The 22,810-nt window shown below is 46.3% G+C and carries 22 protein-coding genes; 14 read left to right on the top strand and 8 right to left on the bottom strand.

What is annotated here, in order from left to right:
- Positions 1–69: 69 nt before the first annotated feature.
- From pckA to hslR, 3 genes are all read right to left on the bottom strand, one after another.
- Positions 70–1,695 carry a phosphoenolpyruvate carboxykinase (ATP) gene (pckA, locus tag AACT19_RS10065; protein WP_004735593.1) on the bottom strand — a complete coding sequence of 542 codons (1,626 nt, stop codon included), beginning with the start codon at positions 1,693–1,695 and terminating at the stop codon, positions 70–72.
- 337 nt (positions 1,696–2,032) lie between these two features.
- Positions 2,033–2,926 (bottom strand): Hsp33 family molecular chaperone HslO, encoded by an 894-nt coding sequence (hslO, locus tag AACT19_RS10060; RefSeq protein ID WP_076646122.1) that lies wholly within the window; start codon positions 2,924–2,926, stop codon positions 2,033–2,035.
- A gap of 18 nt (positions 2,927–2,944) precedes the next feature.
- A complete protein-coding gene (gene hslR / locus AACT19_RS10055; RefSeq protein WP_004735595.1) occupies positions 2,945–3,331 on the bottom strand; it encodes a ribosome-associated heat shock protein Hsp15 in 387 nt (128 codons plus the stop codon).
- Between the two features lie 317 nt (positions 3,332–3,648).
- On the opposite strand from hslR, the gene gspC reads away from it, so the two are divergent.
- From gspC to AACT19_RS09995, 12 genes are all read left to right on the top strand, one after another.
- Positions 3,649–4,545 carry a type II secretion system protein GspC gene (gene gspC, locus AACT19_RS10050; RefSeq protein WP_076646120.1) on the top strand — a complete coding sequence of 299 codons (897 nt, stop codon included), beginning with the start codon at positions 3,649–3,651 and terminating at the stop codon, positions 4,543–4,545.
- A gap of 41 nt (positions 4,546–4,586) precedes the next feature.
- Positions 4,587–6,611, top strand: coding sequence for a type II secretion system secretin GspD (gene gspD, locus AACT19_RS10045; RefSeq protein ID WP_017079329.1), 2,025 nt, complete (start codon positions 4,587–4,589; stop codon positions 6,609–6,611).
- Positions 6,611–8,113, top strand: coding sequence for a type II secretion system ATPase GspE (gene gspE, locus AACT19_RS10040; RefSeq protein WP_076646118.1), 1,503 nt, complete (start codon positions 6,611–6,613; stop codon positions 8,111–8,113). The genes gspD and gspE overlap by 1 nt, the downstream gene beginning before the upstream one ends.
- 1 nt (position 8,114) lies before the next feature.
- Positions 8,115–9,335, top strand: coding sequence for a type II secretion system inner membrane protein GspF (gene gspF / locus AACT19_RS10035; RefSeq protein ID WP_076646117.1), 1,221 nt, complete (start codon positions 8,115–8,117; stop codon positions 9,333–9,335).
- Positions 9,336–9,423: 88 nt separating this feature from the next.
- Positions 9,424–9,867 carry a type II secretion system major pseudopilin GspG gene (gene gspG / locus AACT19_RS10030; RefSeq protein ID WP_076646116.1) on the top strand — a complete coding sequence of 148 codons (444 nt, stop codon included), beginning with the start codon at positions 9,424–9,426 and terminating at the stop codon, positions 9,865–9,867.
- 117 nt (positions 9,868–9,984) lie between these two features.
- Entirely contained in the window at positions 9,985–10,578 is a 594-nt protein-coding gene (gene gspH, locus AACT19_RS10025; protein WP_017079328.1) for a type II secretion system minor pseudopilin GspH, read from the top strand.
- The gene (gspI, locus tag AACT19_RS10020) at positions 10,565–10,939 is read left to right on the top strand and encodes a type II secretion system minor pseudopilin GspI (protein WP_017091445.1); all 375 of its coding nucleotides are present in this window, start codon (positions 10,565–10,567) and stop codon (positions 10,937–10,939) included. The genes gspH and gspI overlap by 14 nt, the downstream gene beginning before the upstream one ends.
- A complete protein-coding gene (gspJ, locus tag AACT19_RS10015) occupies positions 10,926–11,693 on the top strand; it encodes a type II secretion system minor pseudopilin GspJ (RefSeq protein ID WP_076646115.1) in 768 nt (255 codons plus the stop codon). The genes gspI and gspJ overlap by 14 nt, the downstream gene beginning before the upstream one ends.
- The gene (gene gspK / locus AACT19_RS10010) at positions 11,677–12,726 is read left to right on the top strand and encodes a type II secretion system minor pseudopilin GspK (protein WP_076646114.1); all 1,050 of its coding nucleotides are present in this window, start codon (positions 11,677–11,679) and stop codon (positions 12,724–12,726) included. Before gspJ ends, gspK begins: the two co-directional genes overlap by 17 nt.
- On the top strand, positions 12,695–13,942 hold the full coding sequence (gspL, locus tag AACT19_RS10005; RefSeq protein WP_076646113.1) for a type II secretion system protein GspL: 1,248 nt from the start codon (positions 12,695–12,697) through the stop codon (positions 13,940–13,942). Before gspK ends, gspL begins: the two co-directional genes overlap by 32 nt.
- A gap of 20 nt (positions 13,943–13,962) precedes the next feature.
- Positions 13,963–14,451 (top strand): type II secretion system protein M, encoded by a 489-nt coding sequence (locus AACT19_RS10000; RefSeq protein WP_076646112.1) that lies wholly within the window; start codon positions 13,963–13,965, stop codon positions 14,449–14,451.
- Between the two features lies 1 nt (position 14,452).
- Complete coding sequence (locus AACT19_RS09995; protein ID WP_076646111.1) at positions 14,453–15,232, top strand: type II secretion system protein N; 780 nt, start codon at positions 14,453–14,455, stop codon at positions 15,230–15,232.
- A gap of 150 nt (positions 15,233–15,382) precedes the next feature.
- Here the strand turns inward: AACT19_RS09995 and cysQ are convergent, their stop codons facing one another.
- From cysQ to AACT19_RS09975, 4 genes are all read right to left on the bottom strand, one after another.
- Positions 15,383–16,210, bottom strand: a complete 828-nt coding sequence (cysQ, locus tag AACT19_RS09990) for a 3'(2'),5'-bisphosphate nucleotidase CysQ (protein WP_004735610.1) — start codon at positions 16,208–16,210, stop codon at positions 15,383–15,385.
- 36 nt (positions 16,211–16,246) lie between these two features.
- Positions 16,247–16,798: an ADP compounds hydrolase NudE gene (gene nudE / locus AACT19_RS09985; RefSeq protein ID WP_017094150.1), complete on the bottom strand. Its 552-nt coding sequence runs from the start codon at positions 16,796–16,798 to the stop codon at positions 16,247–16,249.
- A 313-nt stretch (positions 16,799–17,111) separates the two neighbouring features.
- Entirely contained in the window at positions 17,112–17,696 is a 585-nt protein-coding gene (gene nfuA, locus AACT19_RS09980; RefSeq protein ID WP_004735612.1) for a Fe-S biogenesis protein NfuA, read from the bottom strand.
- A gap of 109 nt (positions 17,697–17,805) precedes the next feature.
- The gene (locus AACT19_RS09975; RefSeq protein ID WP_004735613.1) at positions 17,806–18,519 is read right to left on the bottom strand and encodes a ComF family protein; all 714 of its coding nucleotides are present in this window, start codon (positions 18,517–18,519) and stop codon (positions 17,806–17,808) included.
- Positions 18,520–18,612: 93 nt separating this feature from the next.
- On the opposite strand from AACT19_RS09975, the gene bioH reads away from it, so the two are divergent.
- On the top strand, positions 18,613–19,395 hold the full coding sequence (gene bioH, locus AACT19_RS09970) for a pimeloyl-ACP methyl ester esterase BioH (RefSeq protein WP_076646110.1): 783 nt from the start codon (positions 18,613–18,615) through the stop codon (positions 19,393–19,395).
- 347 nt (positions 19,396–19,742) lie between these two features.
- A complete protein-coding gene (locus AACT19_RS09965) occupies positions 19,743–20,216 on the top strand; it encodes a hypothetical protein (protein ID WP_004735616.1) in 474 nt (157 codons plus the stop codon).
- 154 nt (positions 20,217–20,370) lie between these two features.
- Here AACT19_RS09965 and AACT19_RS09960 read toward each other — a convergent pair whose 3' ends face one another.
- Positions 20,371–22,701: a Tex family protein gene (locus AACT19_RS09960; protein ID WP_076646109.1), complete on the bottom strand. Its 2,331-nt coding sequence runs from the start codon at positions 22,699–22,701 to the stop codon at positions 20,371–20,373.
- Between the last annotated feature and the right edge of the window lie 109 nt (positions 22,702–22,810).

The raw sequence follows: 22,810 nt of genomic DNA, 5'->3' as shown, positions 1-22,810 counted from the left end.
GGGCTTGCTACAAAAATATCATTTTAAATTAGGCGTTCGCTTTTGGCTAAGCCCGAGCAGATGATTGGGTTAGTCTAGTTGAGGACCTGCCGCAACCAGTGACTTACCTTCAGCATTGTCTGTGTACTTATCAAAGTTGTTGATGAAGCGCTCTGCTAGATCTTTCGCTTTGCTTTCCCATTGTAGTGGATCAGTGTAAGTATCACGTGGGTCAAGAATCGCTGGGTCAACATCGTGCAACGCCAGCGGTACTTCTAGGTTAAACATAGGGATAACCTTAGTCTCAGCTTGGTCGATTGAGCCATCTAGGATAGCGTCGATGATGCCGCGAGTATCTTGGATTGAGATACGTTTGCCTGTGCCATTCCAACCTGTGTTCACTAGGTAAGCTTCAGCGCCAGCCGCTTCCATACGCTTCACAAGCACTTCAGCGTACTGAGTTGGGTGAAGAGTTAAGAATGCCGCACCAAATGCCGCAGAGAACGTTGGTGTTGGTTCAGTAATACCGCGCTCTGTACCTGCTAGCTTAGCTGTGAAGCCAGATAGGAAGTGGTACTTAGTTTGCTCCGGAGTCAGCTTAGATACTGGTGGTAGCACACCAAACGCATCCGCTGTTAGGAAGATAACTTTTTGAGCGTGACCTGCTTTTGATACTGGCTTAACAATGTTGTCGATGTGGTGAATCGGGTAAGAAACTCGAGTGTTCTCTGTTTTTGAACCGTCATCGAAATCGATAGAACCATCACCACGAACCGTTACGTTTTCTAGCAGTGCATCGCGACGGATTGCATTGTAGATTTCTGGTTCTGCTTCTTTAGATAGACGAATCGTCTTCGCGTAACAACCACCTTCGAAGTTGAAGATACCATCGTCATCCCAACCGTGCTCATCATCACCGATTAGCTCACGCTTAGGATCGGTTGATAGGGTTGTTTTACCGGTACCTGATAGGCCGAAGAATACAGCTACGTCGCCTTCTTCGCCAACGTTTGCACTACAGTGCATTGAAGCAATGCCTTGCAGAGGAAGCAGGTAGTTCATCATTGCGAACATGCCTTTCTTCATCTCACCGCCGTACCAAGTACCACCGATGATTTGAACGCGCTCTGTTAGGTTGAAAGCAACGAAGTTTTCAGAGTTTAGACCCTGCTTTTCCCAGTTAGGGTTCGTTGTTTTAGCACCGTTCATTACCACGAAATCAGGTTCGAACGTTGCTAGCTCTTCGTCAGTTGGACGAATGAACATGTTCTTAACGAAGTGCGCTTGCCACGCTACTTCAGTGATAATACGCACACTTAAACGCGTATCTGGGTTAGCACCACAATAACCGTCGATGACAAACAGGCGCTTGCCAGATAGCTGAGTTGTCACAAGCTCTTTCAGCTCACTCCATACTTCAGTTGTAATCGGTTTGTTGTCATTTTTGCCTTGATCTGACCACCACATGGTATCGCGCGTAGTGTCATCTTTAACAATGTACTTATCTTTTGGTGAGCGGCCAGTAAAGATACCAGTGTCAACCGCAACAGAGCCTAGTTCCGTTACTACGCCTTTTTCGTAGCCTTCCAAACCTGGCAGTGTTTCTTCAACGAATAACTGCTCGTAGCTAGGATTACGAAGAACTTCAGTAACGCCAGTCAGTCCGTGCTTAGTTAGATCAATTTGTGCAGCCTTAGTATGTTCCATAACGGTCATAGGTGCTCCTTGTAGGATATTTTGTAGGGATTTTGTATTAATTTTTTATTGTTATCTGCTCACCATGCTAGCAACGAGGCTCGGGGGAAACAGGGATACAGCTCAAAAAATATCCATATTAACCGTGAGGTTTTAAGCGTCTCGTCACATATTGGCCCGACTAGTCTATCCTGTACGCAAACCTTTGCGCTAGGGGCGAGAACATTATTAATTGATTAAAATTAAGCGGTGATTTTATTACGAGATGTTACGGGCTTTGCGCTATTTTGATCACAAAAAAGGCCAGCTTAGTGCTGACCTTTTTGGGGTAAATTACGTGTTTTTGGTACGCTGTAAATTAATGAACCGTATTGTCGCCTTTATCTGCTGCTTCTGCGTACAGTGCATCAACGTCGCCCTTATCGAACGAGTAGTTTGTGCCACAGTAATCACAGTGAAGCGCAACACTACCTTCCGTACTCAGGATGTCGTAGATCTCCTCTTGAGCAACGGTAATGATAGCGGCACCACTGCGTTCACGAGAGCAACCACAGAAGAACTCGACAGGTTGAGGGGTAAATACCTGAACCTTCTCTTGGTTATATAGGCGGTACAACAAATCATTCGCTTCTAGAGAGAATAGTTCTTCGTTTTTAACCGTGTCAGTTAACTGCTCTAGGTGCTCGAAGTCATCTGGCGAACCAGTGCCGTCTGGCATAACCTGCAGCAACATACCCGCAGCGTGTGCTTTGCCTTCATGTTCACCCGTACGTAGCCATAGACGAGTCTTTAGCTGTTCAGAGTTTGCGAAGTAACCTTCAAGGACTTCAGCTAGAGTGTCACCTTCAAGACCAACGATGCCTTGGTAACGCTCACCTTTTTTAGGATCGATAGTGATCACTAGGTGGCCTTTACCTATAAGGTCATGTAGGCCAGCGTCGTCAGCAATGTCACCGTCAAAGCGCGCAACACCACGAATCTTCTGATCGTTATCGCCATTAATAACAGCCAGAGATACTGGACCATCACCTTGCAGCTGCATCGTGATAGAACCTTCAAACTTTAGCGTCGCCGTTAGTAGCGTCGCTGAAACCAGTAGCTCACCCAACAGCTTTTGTACTGGCGCTGGGTATTCCTTGCTAGAAATAATCTGTTGGTATGCTTCGTCCATCTGTACCAATTCACCACGTACTGATAGGTCTTCAAATAGGTAGCGATTTAAAACATTACTTGTAGACATTGGGTCTGCCATTTGGCTATTCCTTCTAGCTTATTGAGTCTTGAACTTGATGATGTCACGACGTTGCTTTTTATCTGGGCGACGTTCTGGTGCTGGGCTATGAGCATTTAGCTTGCGTTGTTGTGCAAACTCTTCTCTTTTTGCCAAGCTTTCGGTAGTTTCTTCATAGAGGGTTTGAGCGACTGGCGCCCCGCCACGGTGTGCGGATATTTTCTCTATGGTGACCGTCTTTTCTTCATTCCCTTGGCGCAGGGTAATCACTGCCCCAAGTTCTACGATTTTGCTGGGTTTACTGCGCTGACCATTATAGTGGACTTTGCCACCATCGACCATGTTGCGAGCAATTGAACGAGTTTTATAAAAGCGTGCTGCCCACAACCATTTATCGAGTCTGACAGCTTCATTAGTCGTTTTCATATAGGACAGTGCCTTTTCAGTTAGAAATGAATGCGGTTTAACTGTTATTCACAGTATGCAACTTATTTTGTTTGATGACGCTTATCACATTTAGTAGAAGCTTATGTGGAGGCGATTGGCTTTTTTTTCAAGGAAGATTACAAAATAGCTCAGGTAATGCCGATTTATAGATTTGCTATGATATAGTTCAGGATCTTATGCTTTTAATAAGCAGGAACAGAATATATGAACAAAAAAGCTGATAGTTTAGTAGGTTACAGCTTTATTCGTTATAGAAAGGGTTAGGGAACGTGAACTTTTTAGAGCTCAAACTTCGCATGGATAACTCTCCGGTGCTGAGCCGATTTTTAGAGAATGGATTTTTACTCCAGCAGAAACTGAGCCTTGTTCTTTGTTGTGTGTTGATCGCAGCTTCCGCATGGATTTTAGGACAGCTTGCATGGTTTATTGAACCTGCTGAGCAAACCGTCGTGCCATGGGCAGCAACGACTTCCTCGTCTTCAACGCCTCAATCGACTCTTGATATCTCTTCTTTGCAGCAGAGCAACATATTTGGTGCTTATAACCCAACTACGCCTGCTGTGGTTGAGCAGCAAGTTATCCAAGATGCGCCAAAGACGCGACTGAACCTCGTTTTAGTGGGTGCAGTAGCCAGTTCTAATCCAAAGCTAAGCTTGGCTGTGATTGCCAATCGCGGCACACAAGCGACCTACGGAATTAACGAAGAGATTGAAGGCACTAGAGCTAAGCTCAAGGCCGTATTAGTCGATCGTGTGATCATCGATAACTCTGGGCGAGACGAAACCCTGATGCTTGAAGGTATTGAGTACAAGCGTTTGTCTGTATCAGCACCTGCGCCACCTCGTACCTCTTCTTCTGTGCGTGGCAACAACCCAGCTTCTGCAGAAGAGAAGCTAGATGAAATTAAAGCGAAGATAATGAAAGATCCTCAACAAATCTTCCAATATGTTCGACTGTCTCAGGTGAAACGCGACGATAAAGTGATTGGTTATCGTGTGAGCCCTGGCAAAGATTCAGAACTTTTTAACTCTGTTGGGCTCCAAAACGGAGATATTGCCACTCAGTTAAATGGACAAGACCTGACAGACCCTGCTGCTATGGGCAACATATTCCGTTCTATCTCAGAGCTGACAGAGCTAAACCTCGTCGTCGAGAGAGATGGTCAACAACATGAAGTGTTTATTGAATTTTAAAACTTTGCGTCTAACGAAGGACGAAAGTGTAGGAGAAGTACGTGAAGCATTGGTTTAAGAAAAGTGCATGGTTATTGGCAGGAAGCTTAATCTGCACACCCGCAGCCATCGCGAGTGATTTTAGTGCCAGCTTTAAAGGCACTGATATTCAAGAGTTTATTAATATTGTTGGTCGTAACCTAGAGAAGACGATCATCGTTGACCCTTCGGTGCGCGGAAAAATCGATGTACGCAGCTACGACGTACTCAATGAAGAGCAATATTACAGCTTCTTCCTAAACGTATTGGAAGTGTATGGCTACGCGGTTGTCGAAATGGACTCAGGTGTTCTTAAGATCATCAAGGCCAAGGATTCGAAAACATCGGCAATTCCAGTCGTTGGAGACAGTGATACGATCAAAGGCGACAACGTGGTGACACGTGTTGTGACGGTTCGTAATGTCTCGGTGCGTGAACTTTCTCCTCTGCTTCGCCAGTTGAATGACAATGCTGGTGCGGGTAACGTGGTGCACTACGATCCAGCCAACATCATCCTTATTACAGGCCGAGCGGCGGTAGTAAACCGTTTAGCTGAAATCATCAAGCGTGTTGACCAAGCGGGTGATAAAGAGATTGAAGTCGTTGAGCTAAAGAATGCCTCTGCGGCAGAAATGGTACGTATCGTTGATGCGTTAAGCAAAACCACAGATGCTAAAAATACACCTGCCTTCCTACAACCTAAATTAGTTGCTGATGAGCGCACTAATGCGATTCTTATCTCAGGTGACCCTAAGGTACGTAGCCGTTTAAGAAGGCTGATTGAACAGCTTGATGTTGAAATGGCGACCAAGGGCAATAACCAAGTTATTTACCTTAAATACGCAAAAGCAGAAGATTTAGTCGATGTGCTGAAAGGCGTGTCGGATAACCTGCAATCAGAGAAGCAAACATCAACTAAAGGTAGCTCATCTCAACGTAACCAAGTGATGATCTCAGCTCACAGTGATACCAACTCTTTGGTTATTACCGCCCAACCAGACATCATGAACGCGCTGCAAGATGTGATCGCGCAGTTGGATATTCGTCGTGCTCAAGTATTGATTGAAGCCCTAATTGTCGAGATGGCAGAGGGTGATGGCATTAACCTTGGTGTGCAATGGGGTTCTCTAGAGAATGGTGGAGCGATTCAGTTCTCTAATGGTGGGCCAAAAATTGGTGAAGTAATGGTGGGTCTCGAAGAAGCGAAAGATTCGACGACAACTAAAGCTGTTTATGATTCTGATGGTAATTTTTTACGCAATGAGAATACTACCGAAGAGGGTGATTATAGTACATTAGCATCTGCTTTAGGTGGCTTGAATGGGGCAGCATTGCCAATTGTTATGGGAGACTGGACAGCACTGATTAGTGCGGTTTCGACTGATTCGAATTCCAACATTTTGTCTTCTCCAAGTATTACCGTGATGGATAATGGAGAGGCTTCGTTCATTGTGGGTGAAGAAGTGCCAGTTCTAACCGGTTCTACTGCGGGTTCAAGCAACGACAATCCATTCCAAACGGTTGAACGTAAAGAAGTGGGTATCAAGCTTAAGGTCGTGCCACAAATCAATGAAGGTAACTCAGTACAACTAAATATTGAACAAGAAGTATCGAATGTGTTGGGTGCAAATGGTGCGGTTGATGTTCGTTTTGCTAAGCGTCAACTGAACACGTCAGTGATCATTGAAGATGGTCAGATGCTGGTGCTGGGTGGTTTGATTGATGAGCGCGCACTGGAAAGTGAAGCTAAGGTCCCATTCTTGGGTGATATCCCATTTCTTGGTTACCTGTTTAAATCAACCAGTACTCAGGTTGAGAAAAAGAACCTAATGGTCTTCATCAAACCAACCATTATTCGTGATGGTATGACAGCCGATGGTATCACTCAGCGTAAATACAACTTCATCCGTGCTGAGCAGCTGTATAAGTCAGAGCAGGGTCTGAAACTGATGGATGACGATAACATTCCGGTATTGCCTAAATTTGGTGCCGACATGAATCACCCGGCTGAAATTCAAGCCTTCATCGATCAAATGGAACAAGAATAATGGCTGAATTGGTAGGGGCGGCACGTACTTATCAGCGCTTGCCGTTTAGCTTTGCGAATCGCTATAAGATGGTGTTGGAGTATCAACATCCAGAGCGCGCACCGATACTTTATTATGTTGAGCCACTGAAATCGGCGGCGATCATTGAAGTGAGTCGAGTGGTGAAAAACGGTTTTACGCCACAAGCGATTACTCTCGATGAGTTTGATAAAAAACTGACCGATGCTTATCAGCGTGACTCGTCAGAAGCTCGTCAGCTCATGGAAGACATTGGTGCTGATAGTGATGATTTCTTCTCACTAGCGGAAGAACTGCCTCAAGACGAAGACTTACTTGAATCAGAAGATGATGCACCAATCATCAAGTTAATCAATGCGATGCTGGGTGAGGCGATCAAAGAAGGTACTTCGGATATACACATCGAAACCTTTGAAAAGTCACTTTGTATCCGTTTCCGTGTTGATGGTGTGCTGCGTGATGTTTTAGCGCCAAGCCGTAAACTGGCTCCGCTATTAGTTTCGCGTGTCAAGGTTATGGCTAAATTGGACATTGCGGAAAAACGCGTGCCACAAGATGGTCGTATTTCTCTGCGTATTGGTGGCCGAGCGGTTGATGTTCGTGTTTCAACCATGCCTTCTTCGCACGGTGAGCGTGTGGTAATGCGTCTGTTGGACAAAAATGCCACTCGTCTAGACTTGCACAGTTTAGGTATGACAGCAGAAAACCATGAAAACTTCCGTAAGCTGATTCAGCGCCCACACGGCATTATCTTGGTGACCGGCCCGACAGGTTCAGGTAAATCGACGACCCTGTACGCAGGCCTGCAAGAACTCAACAGCAATGAACGAAACATTTTAACCGTTGAAGACCCGATCGAATTCGATATCGATGGCATTGGTCAAACACAAGTGAACCCTAAGGTTGATATGACCTTTGCGCGTGGTTTACGTGCCATTCTTCGTCAAGATCCTGATGTGGTTATGATTGGTGAGATCCGTGACTTGGAGACCGCAGAGATCGCTGTCCAGGCCTCTTTGACAGGTCACCTAGTTATGTCGACTCTGCATACCAATACTGCCGTCGGTGCGATTACACGTCTGCGTGATATGGGCATTGAACCTTTCTTGATCTCTTCTTCACTGCTGGGTGTTTTGGCTCAGCGCTTGGTTCGTGCCTTATGTAACGAATGTAAAGAACCTTATGAAGCCGATAAAGAGCAGAAGAAACTGTTTGGGTTGAAGAAGAAAGAAAGCCTGACGCTTTACCATGCCAAAGGTTGTGAAGAGTGTGGCCATAAGGGTTATCGAGGTCGTACGGGTATTCATGAGCTGCTGATGATTGATGACTCAGTACAAGAGCTGATTCACAGTGAAGCGGGTGAGCAGGCGATTGATAAAGCAATTCGTGGCACAACACCAAGTATTCGAGATGATGGCTTGAGCAAAGTTCTGAAAGGGGTAACTTCCCTCGAAGAAGTGATGCGCGTGACCAAGGAAGTCTAGTATGGCGGCATTTGAATACAAAGCACTGGATGCCAAAGGCAAAAGTAAAAAAGGCTCAATTGAAGCAGATAATGCTCGTCAGGCTCGTCAAAGAATAAAAGAGCTTGGCTTGATGCCGGTTGAGATGACCGAGGCTAAAGCAAAAACAGCAAAAGGTGCTCAGCCATCGACCAGCTTTAAACGCGGCATCAGTACGCCTGATCTTGCGCTTATTACTCGTCAAATATCCACGCTCGTTCAATCTGGTATGCCGTTGGAAGAGTGTTTGAAAGCCGTTGCCGAACAGTCTGAGAAACCTCGTATTCGCACCATGCTACTCGCGGTGAGATCTAAGGTGACTGAAGGTTATTCGTTAGCAGATAGCTTGTCTGATTATCCCCATATCTTCGATGAGCTGTTCAGAGCCATGGTTGCTGCTGGTGAGAAGTCAGGACACCTCGATGCGGTATTGGAACGTTTGGCTGACTACGCAGAAAACCGTCAGAAGATGCGTTCTAAGTTGCTGCAAGCGATGATCTACCCAATAGTGCTGGTGGTGTTTGCGGTGACGATTGTGTCGTTCCTACTGGCAACGGTAGTGCCTAAGATCGTTGAGCCTATTATCCAAATGGGACAAGAGCTTCCTCAGTCGACACAATTTTTATTAGCATCGAGTGAATTTATCCAGAATTGGGGCATCCAATTACTGGTGTTGACCATTGGTGTGATTGCGTTGGTTAAGACTGCGCTGAAAAAGCCGGGCGTTCGCATGAGCTGGGATCGCAAATTATTGAGCATCCCGTTGATCGGCAAGATAGCGAAAGGGATCAACACCTCTCGCTTTGCACGAACACTTTCTATCTGTACCTCTAGTGCGATTCCTATCCTTGAAGGGATGAAGGTCGCGGTAGATGTGATGTCGAATCATCACGTGAAACAACAAGTATTACAGGCATCAGATAGCGTTAGAGAAGGGGCAAGCCTGCGTAAAGCGCTTGATCAAACCAAACTCTTTCCCCCGATGATGCTGCATATGATCGCCAGTGGTGAACAGAGTGGCCAATTGGAACAGATGCTGACAAGAGCGGCAGATAACCAGGATCAAAGCTTTGAATCGACGGTTAATATCGCGTTAGGCATTTTTACCCCAGCGCTTATTGCGTTGATGGCAGGCTTAGTGCTGTTTATCGTGATGGCGACGCTGATGCCAATGCTTGAAATGAACAATTTAATGAGTGGTTAACCTGCTGCTCATCAGACGTTAGTTTTTGGATTATCGAGAAGAAGGACATCATTCCCCTTAACTCGCTATCTGTAATTTGGAGAAAATAATGAAAAATAAAATGAAAAAACAGTCAGGCTTTACCCTATTAGAAGTCATGGTTGTTGTCGTTATCCTTGGTGTTCTAGCAAGCTTTGTTGTACCTAACCTGTTGGGCAACAAAGAGAAGGCGGATCAACAAAAAGCCATCACTGATATCGTGGCGCTAGAGAACGCGCTCGACATGTACAAACTGGATAACAGCGTGTACCCAACAACGGATCAAGGCCTTGACGGGTTGGTGACAAAGCCAAACAGCCCTGAGCCTCGTAACTACCGAGACGGCGGTTACATCAAGCGTCTACCTAACGACCCATGGGGCAATGAGTACCAATACCTAAGTCCTGGTGATAACGGCACAATTGATATCTTCACTCTTGGCGCAGATGGTCAAGAAGGTGGTGAAGGTATTGCTGCGGATATCGGCAACTGGAACATGCAGGACTTCCAATAAGCTTCGGCTTGTTGTCGGTTGATACGTTCCTGTTTTTTGATTCGTTATTGTTGCTTGATACGTCATTGTCGCTTGATACGTTATTGATGGTAGTACGCAAAAAATGGAGCTTACAAGGTGAAAACTAAGCAAACACAGCCAGGTTTCACCTTGATTGAGATTCTTTTGGTGTTGGTATTACTGTCAGTATCGGCGGTCGCGGTGATCTCGACCATCCCTACCAATAGCAAAGATGTTGCTAAAAAATACGCTCAAAGCTTTTATCAGCGAATTCAGCTACTCAATGAAGAGGCTATTTTGAGTGGCTTAGATTTTGGTGTTCGTGTTGATGAAAAAAAATCGACTTACGTTCTGATGACTTTGAAGTCTGATGGCTGGCAAGAAACTGAGTTCGAAAAGATCCCTTCTTCAACTGAATTACCGGAAGAACTGGCACTGTCGCTGACATTAGGTGGTGGCGCGTGGGAAGACGATGATCGTCTTTTTAATCCGGGAAGCTTATTTGATGAAGACATGTTTGCGGATCTGGAAGAGGAAAAGAAGCCCAAGCCACCACAGGTCTACATCTTGTCGAGTGCTGAAATGACGCCATTTGTACTGTCGTTTTACCCAAACACGGGTGACACAATACAAGATGGTTGGCGCATTCGAGTATTGGATAATGGTGAGATTCGACTGCTAGAGCCGGGAGAAGAAGATGAAGAAGAATAACCGTTCTCCTTATCGTTCTCGAGGAATGACTCTGCTTGAAGTATTGGTTGCGCTGGCTATCTTCGCTACGGCGGCGATCAGTGTGATTCGTGCTGTCACCCAGCACATCAATACGCTCAGTTATCTCGAAGAAAAAACCTTCGCGGCGATGGTCGTTGATAATCAAATGGCCCTAGTCATGCTACATCCTGAGAAGCTTAAAAAAGCGCAGGGCACGCAAGAGTTAGCGGGAAGAGAGTGGTTCTGGAAGATTACCCCTATCGATACCAGCGATGATTTATTAAAGGCGTTTGATGTGAGTGCGGCAACCAGCAAGAAGGCGTCTCCAGTCGTTACGGTGCGAAGTTATGTGGTCAATTAAAAGCGTGTGGTCAACTAAGAGCGTGTCGCTAAGTAAGAGCATGTCGGCAAATAAGCGTACGCCGCGTAAAAAAGGTCTATCTTCCAAAGGGAGAGGCTTTACCCTAATTGAAGTTTTGGTCTCGATCGCTATCTTTGCCACGTTAAGCATGGCGGCTTATCAGGTGGTTAATCAGGTACAGCGAAGCAACGAGATCTCTATTGAGCGCAGTGCTCGTTTGAACCAACTGCAACGCAGTTTAGTCATTTTAGATAATGATTTTCGCCAGATGGCGGTGCGAAAATTTCGTACTAACGGTGAAGAAGTATCATCTAAGCTGATCTTAATGAAAGAGTATTTATTGGATTCTGACAGTGTAGGCATCATGTTTACTCGCCTAGGTTGGCACAACCCACAACAGCAGTTTCCTCGCGGTGAAGTCACGAAGGTTGGCTACCGCATTAAAGAAGAAACACTTGAGCGTGTATGGTGGCGTTATCCCGATACACCTTCAGGCCAAGAAGGTGTGATTACCCCTCTGCTTGATGATGTTGAAAGCTTGGAATTCGAGTTTTATGACGGAAGCCGCTGGGGTAAAGAGTGGCAAACCGATAAATCACTGCCGAAAGCAGTGAGGCTTAAGCTGACACTAAAAGACTATGGTGAGATAGAGCGTGTTTATCTCACTCCAGGTGGCACTCTAGATCAGGCCGATGATTCTTCAAACAGTGACTCTTCAAGTAGTAATGAGGGGAATAATGACTCATCGAACTAACAAGTTTGCACTGACAAGGTCTGCCATGGGGCGCAAGCAGCGTGGTGTCGCGCTGATCATTATTTTGATGCTATTGGCGATCATGGCAACCATTGCTGGCAGCATGTCCGAGCGTTTGTTTACGCAATTCAAGCGTGTTGGTAACCAACTGAATTACCAACAGGCTTACTGGTACAGCATTGGTGTAGAAGCGTTGGTGCAAGACGGTATTAGGCAAAGTTACAAAGACAGTGATACCGTGAACCTAAGCCAACCATGGGCTTTAGAAGAGCAGGTATACCCATTGGATTATGGCCAAGTTAAGGGCCGCATTGTTGATGCTCAAGCATGTTTTAATCTTAATGCCTTAGCCGGAGTGGCGACCACTTCAAGTAACCAGACTCCTTATTTAATCACGGTTTGGCAAACCTTATTGGAAAACCAAGACGTTGAGCCTTATCAGGCTGAGGTTATCGCAAATTCAACGTGGGAATTTGTTGATGCGGATACACGAACCACCTCTTCGTCTGGCGTAGAAGACAGCACGTATGAAGCGATGAAGCCCTCTTATTTGGCGGCAAATGGCTTAATGGCCGATGAATCGGAGCTACGAGCGGTTTATCAAGTCACTGGTGAAGTGATGAATAAGGTTCGCCCATTTGTTTGCGCTTTACCCACCGATGATTTCCGCTTGAATGTGAATACTCTCACGGAAAAGCAAGCGCCTTTATTGGAAGCGATGTTTGCGCCAGGCTTAAGTGAATCGGATGCCAAACAGCTGATAGACAAACGCCCATTTGATGGCTGGGATACGGTCGACGCATTCATGGCTGAACCTGCCATTGTTGGTGTGAGTGCCGAAGTCAGTAAAAAAGCGAAAGCATATTTAACTGTAGATAGCGCCTATTTTGAGCTAGATGCAGAGGTATTAGTTGAGCAGTCACGTGTACGTATACGGACGCTTTTCTATAGTAGTAATCGAGAAACAGTGACGGTAGTACGCCGTCGTTTTGGAGGAATCAGTGAGCGAGTTTCTGACCGTTCGACTGAGTAGCGAACCACAAAGCCCTGTGCGGTGGTTAGTTTGGTCGACAAGCCAACAAGAAGTGATAGCAAGCGGTGAACTGTCTAGCTGGGATCAGCTTGACGAGTTAACGCCTTACGCTGAAAAGCGCAGCTGTATCGCTTTATTGCCGGGAAGTGAATGCTTAATTAAGCGTGTTGAGATCCCGAAAGGTGCTGCTCGCCAGTTTGATTCTATGCTGCCGTTCTTATTAGAAGACGAAGTCGCACAAGATATCGAAGACTTACACCTGACCATTTTAGATAAAGATGCCACTCACGCTACCGTGTGTGGTGTGGATCGTGAATGGTTAAAACAAGCTTTAGACCTGTTTCGCGAAGCCAATATAATCTTCCGTAAGGTGCTACCAGATACACTAGCCGTGCCTTTGGAAGATCAAGGCATCAGTGCATTACAGATCGACCAACATTGGTTATTACGCCAAGGTCACTCTCAACGTCAAGGTAACTATCAAGCCGTATCAATCAGCGAAGCATGGTTACCGATGTTTTTGCAAAGTGATTGGGTTGTTGCTGATGACGAAGAGCAAGCGACGACTATCTTTAGCTATACCGCGATGCCGAACGACGACGTTCAACAGCAAAGCGGTCTCGAGTGGCAAGCAAAGCCTGCGGAATTGGTGATGTCTTTGTTGAGCCAACAAGCGATCACAAGCGGCGTAAATTTACTGACTGGCACCTTTAAAACCAAATCTTCATTCAGTAAATATTGGCGCGTATGGCAGAAAGTCGCGATTGCTGCTTGTTTGCTGGTGGCTGTGATTGTGACTCAACAAGTGTTGAAGGTTCAGCAGTATGAAGCGCAAGCCGAAGCTTACAGAGCTGAGAGTGAACGTATTTTTAGAGCTGTGCTGCCAGGTAAGCAACGAATTCCGACAGTAAGCTACCTTAAGCGTCAGATGAATGATGAAGCTAAGAAATACGGTGGTTCAGGCGAAGGTGATTCTTTACTTGGTTGGTTAGCTTTGCTGCCTGAAACCTTAGGGCAAGTGAAGACGATCGAAGTTGAAAGCATTCGCTACGATGGCAACCGTTCTGAGGTTCGACTGCAGGCTAAAAGTTCTGACTTCCAACACTTTGAGACCGCAAGGGTGAAGCTCGAAGAGAAGTTTGTCGTTGAGCAAGGGCCATTGAACCGTAATGGCGATGCCGTATTTGGCAGTTTTACTCTTAAACCCCATCAATAACCTGCGTAAGGAGATCAGTGATGAGAAATATGATTGAACCACTCCAAGCGTGGTGGACTTCAATAAGTCAGCGGGAACAACGATTAGTTGTTGGTTGCTTAGTTTTATTGGTGTTGGGTGTCGTTTATTGGGGGTTATTACAGCCACTCAGTCAGCGAACTGAACTTGCACAAAGCCGCATTCAAAGTGAGAAGCAACTTCTTGCTTGGGTAACCGACAAAGCCAATCAAGTGGTTGAACTACGAGGCAGCGGCGGCATCAGTGCCAGTCAGCCTTTGAACCAATCTGTGCCTGCTTCTATGCGCCGTTTTAACATCGAGCTGATACGCGTGCAACCACGCGGTGAGATGCTGCAAGTTTGGATTAAGCCTGTGCCATTTAATAAGTTCGTTGACTGGCTGACATACCTGAAAGAAAAGCAGGGTGTTGAGGTTGAGTTTATGGATATTGATCGCTCTGATAGCCCTGGGGTTATTGAGATCAACCGACTACAGTTTAAACGAGGTTAATGTGAAACGCGGTTTATCTTTCAAATATGGCCTGTTATTCAGCGTCATTTTTATCGTTTTTTTCTCGGTAAGCTTGTTGCTGCATTTGCCTGCCGCTTTTGCTCTCAAGCATGCACCCGTCGTGCGTGGTTTAAGCATTGAAGGCGTTGAGGGCACAGTTTGGCAAGGTCGCGCTAACAATATCGCGTGGCAGCGTGTCAATTACGGCTCAGTGCAGTGGGATTTCCAGTTCTCGAAACTATTCCAAGCCAAAGCAGAACTTGCGGTTCGCTTTGGCCGCAACAGCGACATGAACTTATCAGGTAAAGGACGTGTCGGGTATAGCATGAGCGGTGCTTACGCGGAAAACTTAGTGGCATCAATGCCAGCCCGCAACGTGATGAAATATGCGCCTGCTATCCCAGTGCCAGTGTCTATTGCAGGACAAGTTGAACTGACGATCAAACATGCGGTTCATGCTCAACCTTGGTGTCAATCAGGTGAAGGTACGCTTGCTTGGTCTGGTGCAGCGGTCGACTCGCCAGTGGGTTCATTAGACCTTGGCCCTGTGATTGCGGATATTACCTGTGAAGACAACACAATTGCAGCCAAAGGCGCTCAGAAGAGCGAGCAAGTGGACAGTGAGTTCTCGGCGAGCGTAACGCCGAATCAAAGCTACACCTCGGCGGCATGGTTTAAGCCGGGCGCTGAATTCCCGCCTGCGATGCAGAGTCAGCTTAAGTGGTTGGGCAATCCTGATAGCCAAGGTAAATACCAGTTTACTTATCAAGGTCGCTTTTAGCCCGGTATCTACTTCAGAGCTAGTATCTGTTGGTTAGTAAATTAGGCGATCAAATCGCGAACTATAAAAAACGGGCACCTCACTGAGGTGCCCGTTTTGTTTGTTCTGAGAATCTAGAGGGTATCTGACGGTTAAAGGGAGCGAACTCGCCTAGTCTTTACCTTGTAAGATCTCTGCCCAAGGTAAATCTGCATCACCAAGAACAATGAAGTTCGGGTTCTCAAGCGTCTCTCTTTCATTGTACGAGAGTGGCTCTAATTGAGTGCTTAGGATTCGGCCTCCCGCTTCTTCAACAATGCACTGGGTTGCCGCGGTATCCCACTCTCCGGTTGGTCCAATACGTAGATAACAATCGACAGCGCCTTCGGCAACCAAGCATGCCTTCAGCGCAGCAGAGCCTAAAGGAACCAAATCATAGTTCCAAGCAGAGCTCATACGGTTAGTGATGCGATTGATGTCTTGGCGACGGCTGATTGCCATCGCGATCGATTGGTTTGGCAGCTCGTGACGATGCGTTTTGATTTTTACACTGTCATTGAGGTCTGGGATCTTCCAAGCGCCTTTGCCACTGTAAGCGTAATAGCTCACACCTGAAACAGGCGCGTACACGACGCCCATTACCGGCTTGTTATGCTCAATTAAGGCGATGATTGTTGCAAAGTCGCCACTTCTTGCGATGAACTCTTGCGTGCCATCGAGTGGGTCAACCAACCAGTAGCGATCCCATTGAGAGCGTTGCTCTAGGCTGATGTCGGCGTCTTCTTCGGATAATACGGGAATATCAGGCGTCAATTCACTGAGTTTTTTTAATATCAGCTTATGTGCTGCAAGATCGGCACTGGTTACTGGAGTGTCATCACTCTTAGTGAACTCTTCGTAATCCTTTTTCTCGTAAATCTCTAAGATGAGTTGGCCTGCAGAGCGAGCAATCTCAATGATAGAGGGTAGGAGGTGAGACAAATCTTTTGTTATTGGCATAAATATTCTCTTACTCTTCGAGCGAGCCTGAATGTTCTAATTATTGTTTAATACACGAAGGGCTAATAGTAGGGCTGTAATACTGCGAGCCTCACAGAAGTCGAGATGCGTTAACAGTTCTTCGGCTTGAGCAAGTGGCCAGCGCACAATGTCGAGTGGTTCTGGTTCGTCACCTTCTAGTTTCTCTGGGTAGAGTTCTTCTGCGATAAACAGCGTCATTTTGCTAGAGAAATAAGAGGGTGCAAGGATCACTTCTTTTAGGGGAGTAAGCTTGTTGGCACCAAAGCCAATCTCTTCTTTTAGTTCACGAACGGCGGCTTGATTAGGCTGCTCACCTGGATCAATTAGCCCTTTTGGGAAGCCGAGTTCATAGCGCTCTGTGCCTGCTGCGTATTCACGCACTAACAGAATATCGCCTTGTTCAGTAATCGGAACCATCATTACTGCGTTGCGGCCGCTGGGCTTCATACGTTCGTAAGTGCGCTCTTCACCGTTTGAAAAGCGTAAATCGAGAGACTCGATAGAGAATAGTTTTGATTGAGCGACAGTTTGTTGAGCCAAAATTTCTGGCTTGGTCCTTTTTGTCATTGCGCTCGCTCCTTAGCTCATTGGAATTCTTTCTTATAAAGTCATTCTAATATAGGGGAAATAGAGTTGAGTTCCTAGATCCGAGTTTTCATATCCTAGAATTATTGGATCAGGAACCGATTGCGATCACTTGAATACCTTACTCCAAATGGTAACGCGCCCGTCATTATGGGCATTGAACGAGAAATAGACGGTTCGAAAGTGCTTTGCTGTTTTAAACACAAAAAAAGGTTGATGCTTGCGCATCAACCTTTTGATTGAATCTTTAACTTTCTACCGGCTAAGACTGCATGAATGCTTAGTCGTAAAATGATTAGTAGTAAGAGTGCTCACCGCGATCGTGCTCAGTTGCATCACGAACGGCCGTCAATTCACCTTCGAATTGTTGAAGAAGTTCTTTCTCGATGCCTTCTTTAAGCGTTACGTCAACCATAGAACAACCGTTACAACCGCCACCGAATGCAACGATAGCTGCGCCTTCTTCAGTGATCTCTACTAGGCTAACGTGACCGCCGTGGCCAGCAAGCTGTGGGTTCACTTGTGTTTGGATTGCATACTCAACACGCTCTATCAGAGTCGCGTCATCTGATACTTTACGCATTTTAGCGTTTGGCGCTTTTAGTGTGAGTTGAGAGCCCATTTTGTCAGTTACGAAGTCAATCTCAGCTTCGTCTAGGAATGGTAGGCTTAGCTCATCTACGTAAGCAGAGAAAGCGTCGAAAGAAAGCTTAGTGTCAGACGCTTCGATAGCATCTGTTGGGCAGTAAGAAACACCACACTCAGCGTTTTGTGTGCCTGGGTTTACCACGAACACACGAATGTTTGTACCTTCAGGCTGCTGTGACAGCAGATTGGCAAAGTGAGTTTGAGCTGTTTCTGTAATAGTAATATTTGACACGACGAATACCTGAGTAGATTTGTAGGTTATTAGCACCATTCTACTCCTGTCAGATTTGTAATTCAGCCCTTTTTTGTTGGATTGCTGTACAAGTAGCGATTCACAGCTTTTATCCAGAGGGCTCAGGAGTGCGGCAGATGCAGTAAATATCAATCCTTTTCACGCCTACTTCAAGTAGTAATTGGCATAATTGATACACAGTACTGCCGGTGGTTACAACATCATCAATTATCGCGACGTGAGAAGGGACAGTTCCTTGAAAGTCTTGTTTTCGAAGCGTAAAAGCACTCTTTAGATTGTGTAATCGTGCGGATTTAGTTAGCCCTTGCTGAGAAGCGGTTGAGCGAATTCGACGGAACAGCACCTCATCTTTAACGCCAAGTTCTTGAGCTGTGTAATTAGCAAGCAGCTGACTTTGATTAAAGCCACGATGAATATATCGACGCCAATGCAGAGGTACGCTGGTGATCAGCGGAGCAGGGTGCTCGATACGTGAAGCCAATAACTTTGACAGATCGCGTGCAAACCAAAACTTATCGGCGTACTTCATTTGTTGAATGTAACGTGCTGTTGGAAAGGTGTAGTCCCCAACGCAATAGAGACGATGCCAAGGTGGAGGTTGAGATAAGCACTGTCCGCACTGCTCTACTGTGAGCAGTGTTTTTAAACCACATCGTTGGCAGCGAGGAACTGACTCAAAGAGATTAAGACAAGAATCACACCATCGAGGGTGAGCATCGCTGTGCGACTTATCTAGCTTGCACAGGTGGCATTGAGGTGTGACCAGACGTGGTGTGTGTTTTTGTAGCCAATCAGATAACATAGCTCGTGATGCTTTTGGGTTATGGTGTTCCTTTTACTCACCATACTGAAAAGCACAGATAATCGCCGATGAAAAAAGTAGGGAATATTGAGAATGAGTGACGCGTTGTATTGGCATGTTTCTGGGCAAGGGCCTGATTTAGTTCTGGTTCACGGTTGGGGTATGAATGGTGCCGTATGGCAGCAAACGGTTACTGCTTTAGAAGCTGACTTCCGAGTGCATGTTGTCGATCTTCCAGGGTATGGGCACAGCGCGCACTGCCACGCTCAAGATCTTGAAGAGATTGCTCAGCAACTATTGGTCGACGCGCCCAAGCAAGCGATTTGGGTGGGTTGGTCACTCGGTGGCTTAGTCGCGACGCACATGGCTCTCCATCACTCAGATTATGTCAGTAAATTGGTGACTGTCGCCAGTTCTCCTAAATTCGCCGCTGCAAAAGAACCGGTGTTATGGCGAGGCATTCAGCCAAACGTATTAAGCGCATTCACCGAGCAGCTGGTTGAAGATTTCCAAACCACCATCGAACGTTTTATGGCACTGCAGGCCATGGGTAGCCCTTCAGCAAGACAAGATGTAAAACAACTCAAGCAAGCGGTGTTGTCGCGCCCATTACCAAATCCTGATTCATTATTGGCTGGTTTAAAGATGCTGTCTGATGTCGACCTCCGTGAACAACTGCCGCAGATCTCTGTGCCTATGCTGCGTTTATACGGTCGATTAGATGGGCTTGTGCCAATCAAGGTTGCAAAAGATTTGGACAAAGCCTTACCTCATACCGAGCAATATATTTTTACGCAGTCTTCGCATGCGCCATTTATGACTGAAGCGGATGCCTTTTGCAGTGAACTGGTCAGCTTCGCCCAAAATAATCGCTAAATTTATCGCTGGCTTGGTCGATATATAACCTAATACCACTCACAGTGAGTAAGTGTTCAAAAATAGCGTAGGAAAAAGGCTTGAGAACAAGGCCGCTTTTTTTTTGACAAGTAGTTTTGATAAGTAGTTATTCTACAATCAAAAATTCTAACGCCGTTATCGAGCATTTTAGCAAGCTAGGATGAGCAGTTATTTACTACGATTGGTATAACACCAATGCACAGCATGATACTCAGACCTAACTCTCTCCTGAGCTGATTGCGGTAAGTTGGGCTATGCCTGTTGTGCTGACTCACAGTACAACAGCGTTATAGCAATAACGATGGGGGATTCTTGAGGAGTTCGCGATGATTGTGTCACCTGCAACTGCAGTGAGTGTGCCACTGATCGCCCCATCCGTTAATGTGCAAACAGAGCAAGTTGCGCGTGACAATAGAGTTCGAGAACCTGTCGCTCCCGCCGTAGCATTGGCGAAAACCAATGCAGAGCGAAAGGTAAAACCGGACGATAAGCGAAGGCAGCAGTCGGCTTGGGATCCTTCAGACCATCCTGGTTATGAAATGGAGAACGAGTCAGAGGCCAATTCGATTAGCCAAGAAGAGCCACAAGATCCTTTTGATAGGTTGTTCAGCTTATTGGCACTGAGAACATACAGTGCTGATCAAGGAAAGGGCTATACCATGCGTTTCCGCCTGCCAAAGCATGTTTTAGATGCGGCGATTCAAGAGGGACAGATGGAGAAGCGACGTAAGGTCATAAAATATCATTATGGTCATGCTGTTGCGCCTCATGCTCCATCAGGAATGTTGGTTGTTTTGTAGCATGATCGTGTTGTGTTTAGAACACGCAGAATACAGCTAAGCTTCGATGTCTTTTTTGAACACATAATAAAAAAACCTGCATACCCTAAGGGATGCAGGTTTTCTGTTTTTACAGGCTATTTATTTCACGACACGCAGTCGTTTCATTGACCTATTATTTCTTCGCTTTAGCAAAAGCAGCGGCAAAAGCACCACCCATCGCCGCGTTTTGTTGCGGTTCCTCACGGCGGCGTTGTCCACCTTGCGAATTTTGATTCGGGCGATTTTGCGTGCGAGGTGCACTTGAACGTTGTGCACGGTTGTCTTGGCCGGGTTCATCTTTCATACGCATGCTTAGTGCAATACGTTTACGTTGAACATCCACTTCCATCACCTTCACTTTGACGATTTCTCCCGTTTTCACGACTTCATGAGGATCAGACACAAAACGATCGGTTAGCGCTGATATATGCACTAAACCGTCTTGGTGAACGCCAATGTCAACGAAGGCGCCAAAGTTAGCTACGTTTGAAACCACACCTTCTAAGATCATGCCGGGTTCTAAGTCAGACATGCTATTTACGCCATCGGCGAAGGTTGCTGTCTTGAATTCAGGACGAGGATCTCGACCCGGTTTATCCAGCTCTTTGATGATGTCGGTTACCGTAGGTACACCGAAGTTCTCATTGGTGTAATCAACCGCATGTAAACCACGTAAGAAGTCTGTATTACCCACCAGAGACTTGATGTCTTTCTGGTTTTTCTCGGCGATGGCTTTCACCAATGGGTAAGCTTCTGGGTGAACCGAAGATGCGTCTAGTGGATTCTTACCATCCATGATTCTTAGGAAACCCGCACACTGTTCAAACGCTTTTGGCCCTAAACGAGCGACCTTTTTCAGTGTTGTACGCGCTTCGAAGCGACCGTTTTCATCACGGAAGTCCACGATGTTCTGGGCGATGGTGTTAGAAAGGCCGGCTACACGAGTTAACAGTGCGGCAGAGGCCGTATTCACATCAACACCAACCGCGTTTACACAGTCTTCGACAATCGCGTCTAGGCGCTTAGCGAGCATAGTTTGGCTCACGTCGTGTTGGTATTGGCCCACACCAATCGATTTAGGGTCAATCTTCACTAGCTCTGCCAATGGATCTTGCAGACGACGAGCAATAGACACCGCACCACGAATCGATACATCCATGTTCGGGAATTCTTTCGCCGCTAACTCAGACGCGGAATAAACCGATGCGCCCGCTTCGCTAACAATAATTTTTTGTGCTGTTAGGTTGCCGCGTTTAATCACATCAGCAACAAAGCTGTCTGTTTCGCGTGAAGCCGTACCATTACCAATCGCAATCAAATCAACATTGTATTGGCGAACCATCTGCTCAACCACGTGTGCAGATTTGTCGTATTGCTTCTGTGGTGGGTGAGGGTAAATGGTCTCTGTTGCCAGAACCTTACCGGTTGAATCTACAACGGCGATTTTTGAACCGGTACGTAAACCTGGGTCCAAGCCTAAGGTTGCTCGAGGGCCAGCAGGCGCCGCCATCAACAAGTCTTTAAGGTTGGTTGCGAACACTTCAATCGCTTCGATTTCACCGCGTTCTTTCATCGCGCCCATCAGCTCAGTTTCCATGTGCATAGAAACCTTGATACGCCATGCCCAGCTAATCACTTGCTTACGCCATGCATCTGCAGGTGCGCTGCTCAGGGTAATACCGTAGTGATCAGAGATGATGTTTTCGCAGTAAGAACCGCGTACACCTTCTTCTTGTTCTGGGTCAGCATTCATTGCCAACGTTAGGAAGCCTTCATTTCGACCTCGCAACATGGCTAACGCACGGTGTGAAGGTACTTTGTTTAGCGTTTCGTTATGTTCGAAGTAGTCTTTGAATTTCTCGCCAGCTTGCTCTTTGCCTGCCACGACACGTGAAACGAGCTCAGAGTTGCGTGTTAGATGTTGGCGAATCTTTTCAAGTAGGTTGGCGTCTTCTGCAATACGCTCCATCACGATTGCACGTGCCCCATCTAGCGCGGCTTTAGTATCAGCAATGCCTTTATCGCTGCTGATGAAGTTAGCGGCTTCGGTTTCAGGATCGTGCTGTGGTTCATTCCAAAGTGTATCGGCAAGTGGCTCTAAACCTGCTTCGATTGCGATTTGGCCTTTGGTACGACGCTTTGGTTTGTATGGCAGGTATAGATCTTCTAGGCGAGTCTTGCTGTCGGCTTGAGTGATGTCACGCTCTAATTCTGGCGTGAGCTTGCCTTGGTCTTGAATCGACTTAAGAATCGTTTGGCGACGATCGTCGAGCTCGCGAAGGTATGAAAGGCGACTATCAAGGTTACGTAGCTGGGTATCGTCTAAGCCACCCGTGACTTCTTTACGGTAGCGGGCAATAAAGGGAACGGTATTACCGTCGTCAATTAGGTTTACTGCGGCAGTGACTTGCTCTGAACGAACATTCAGTTCTTCAGCAATCAGTCGACAGATAGCTTGGCTCATCCGATGAATCTCTTATTTAATATCATGACAAATACATGGGGGTGAGCGTACGCTTTTTCTAGCTTTGGCTGTGTAATTATCGTGTCAGAAGTCGAATTTCCGTTTGTGA

Origin of the sequence: Vibrio sp. 10N.222.47.A9 (genome assembly GCF_963872585.1) — a bacterium.
GTDB lineage: Bacteria > Pseudomonadota > Gammaproteobacteria > Enterobacterales > Vibrionaceae > Vibrio > Vibrio splendidus.
This window is presented reverse-complemented; position numbering and strand designations above follow the sequence as displayed.

Coding starts and splice junctions, on each gene's coding strand:
- AACT19_RS09975 (WP_004735613.1), bottom strand. CDS start 18,519: ATGTTATCTGATTGGCTACAAAAACACACACCACGTCTGGTCACACCT.
- gspE (WP_076646118.1), top strand. CDS start 6,611: ATGGCTGAATTGGTAGGGGCGGCACGTACTTATCAGCGCTTGCCGTTT.
- gspF (WP_076646117.1), top strand. CDS start 8,115: ATGGCGGCATTTGAATACAAAGCACTGGATGCCAAAGGCAAAAGTAAA.
- pckA (WP_004735593.1), bottom strand. CDS start 1,695: ATGACCGTTATGGAACATACTAAGGCTGCACAAATTGATCTAACTAAG.
- hslO (WP_076646122.1), bottom strand. CDS start 2,926: ATGGCAGACCCAATGTCTACAAGTAATGTTTTAAATCGCTACCTATTT.
- gspK (WP_076646114.1), top strand. CDS start 11,677: ATGACTCATCGAACTAACAAGTTTGCACTGACAAGGTCTGCCATGGGG.
- hslR (WP_004735595.1), bottom strand. CDS start 3,331: ATGAAAACGACTAATGAAGCTGTCAGACTCGATAAATGGTTGTGGGCA.
- gspG (WP_076646116.1), top strand. CDS start 9,424: ATGAAAAATAAAATGAAAAAACAGTCAGGCTTTACCCTATTAGAAGTC.
- cysQ (WP_004735610.1), bottom strand. CDS start 16,210: ATGCCAATAACAAAAGATTTGTCTCACCTCCTACCCTCTATCATTGAG.
- gspC (WP_076646120.1), top strand. CDS start 3,649: ATGGATAACTCTCCGGTGCTGAGCCGATTTTTAGAGAATGGATTTTTA.
- gspI (WP_017091445.1), top strand. CDS start 10,565: ATGAAGAAGAATAACCGTTCTCCTTATCGTTCTCGAGGAATGACTCTG.
- AACT19_RS09965 (WP_004735616.1), top strand. CDS start 19,743: ATGATTGTGTCACCTGCAACTGCAGTGAGTGTGCCACTGATCGCCCCA.
- AACT19_RS09960 (WP_076646109.1), bottom strand. CDS start 22,701: ATGAGCCAAGCTATCTGTCGACTGATTGCTGAAGAACTGAATGTTCGT.
- AACT19_RS10000 (WP_076646112.1), top strand. CDS start 13,963: ATGAGAAATATGATTGAACCACTCCAAGCGTGGTGGACTTCAATAAGT.
- gspJ (WP_076646115.1), top strand. CDS start 10,926: ATGTGGTCAATTAAAAGCGTGTGGTCAACTAAGAGCGTGTCGCTAAGT.
- bioH (WP_076646110.1), top strand. CDS start 18,613: ATGAGTGACGCGTTGTATTGGCATGTTTCTGGGCAAGGGCCTGATTTA.
- nudE (WP_017094150.1), bottom strand. CDS start 16,798: ATGACAAAAAGGACCAAGCCAGAAATTTTGGCTCAACAAACTGTCGCT.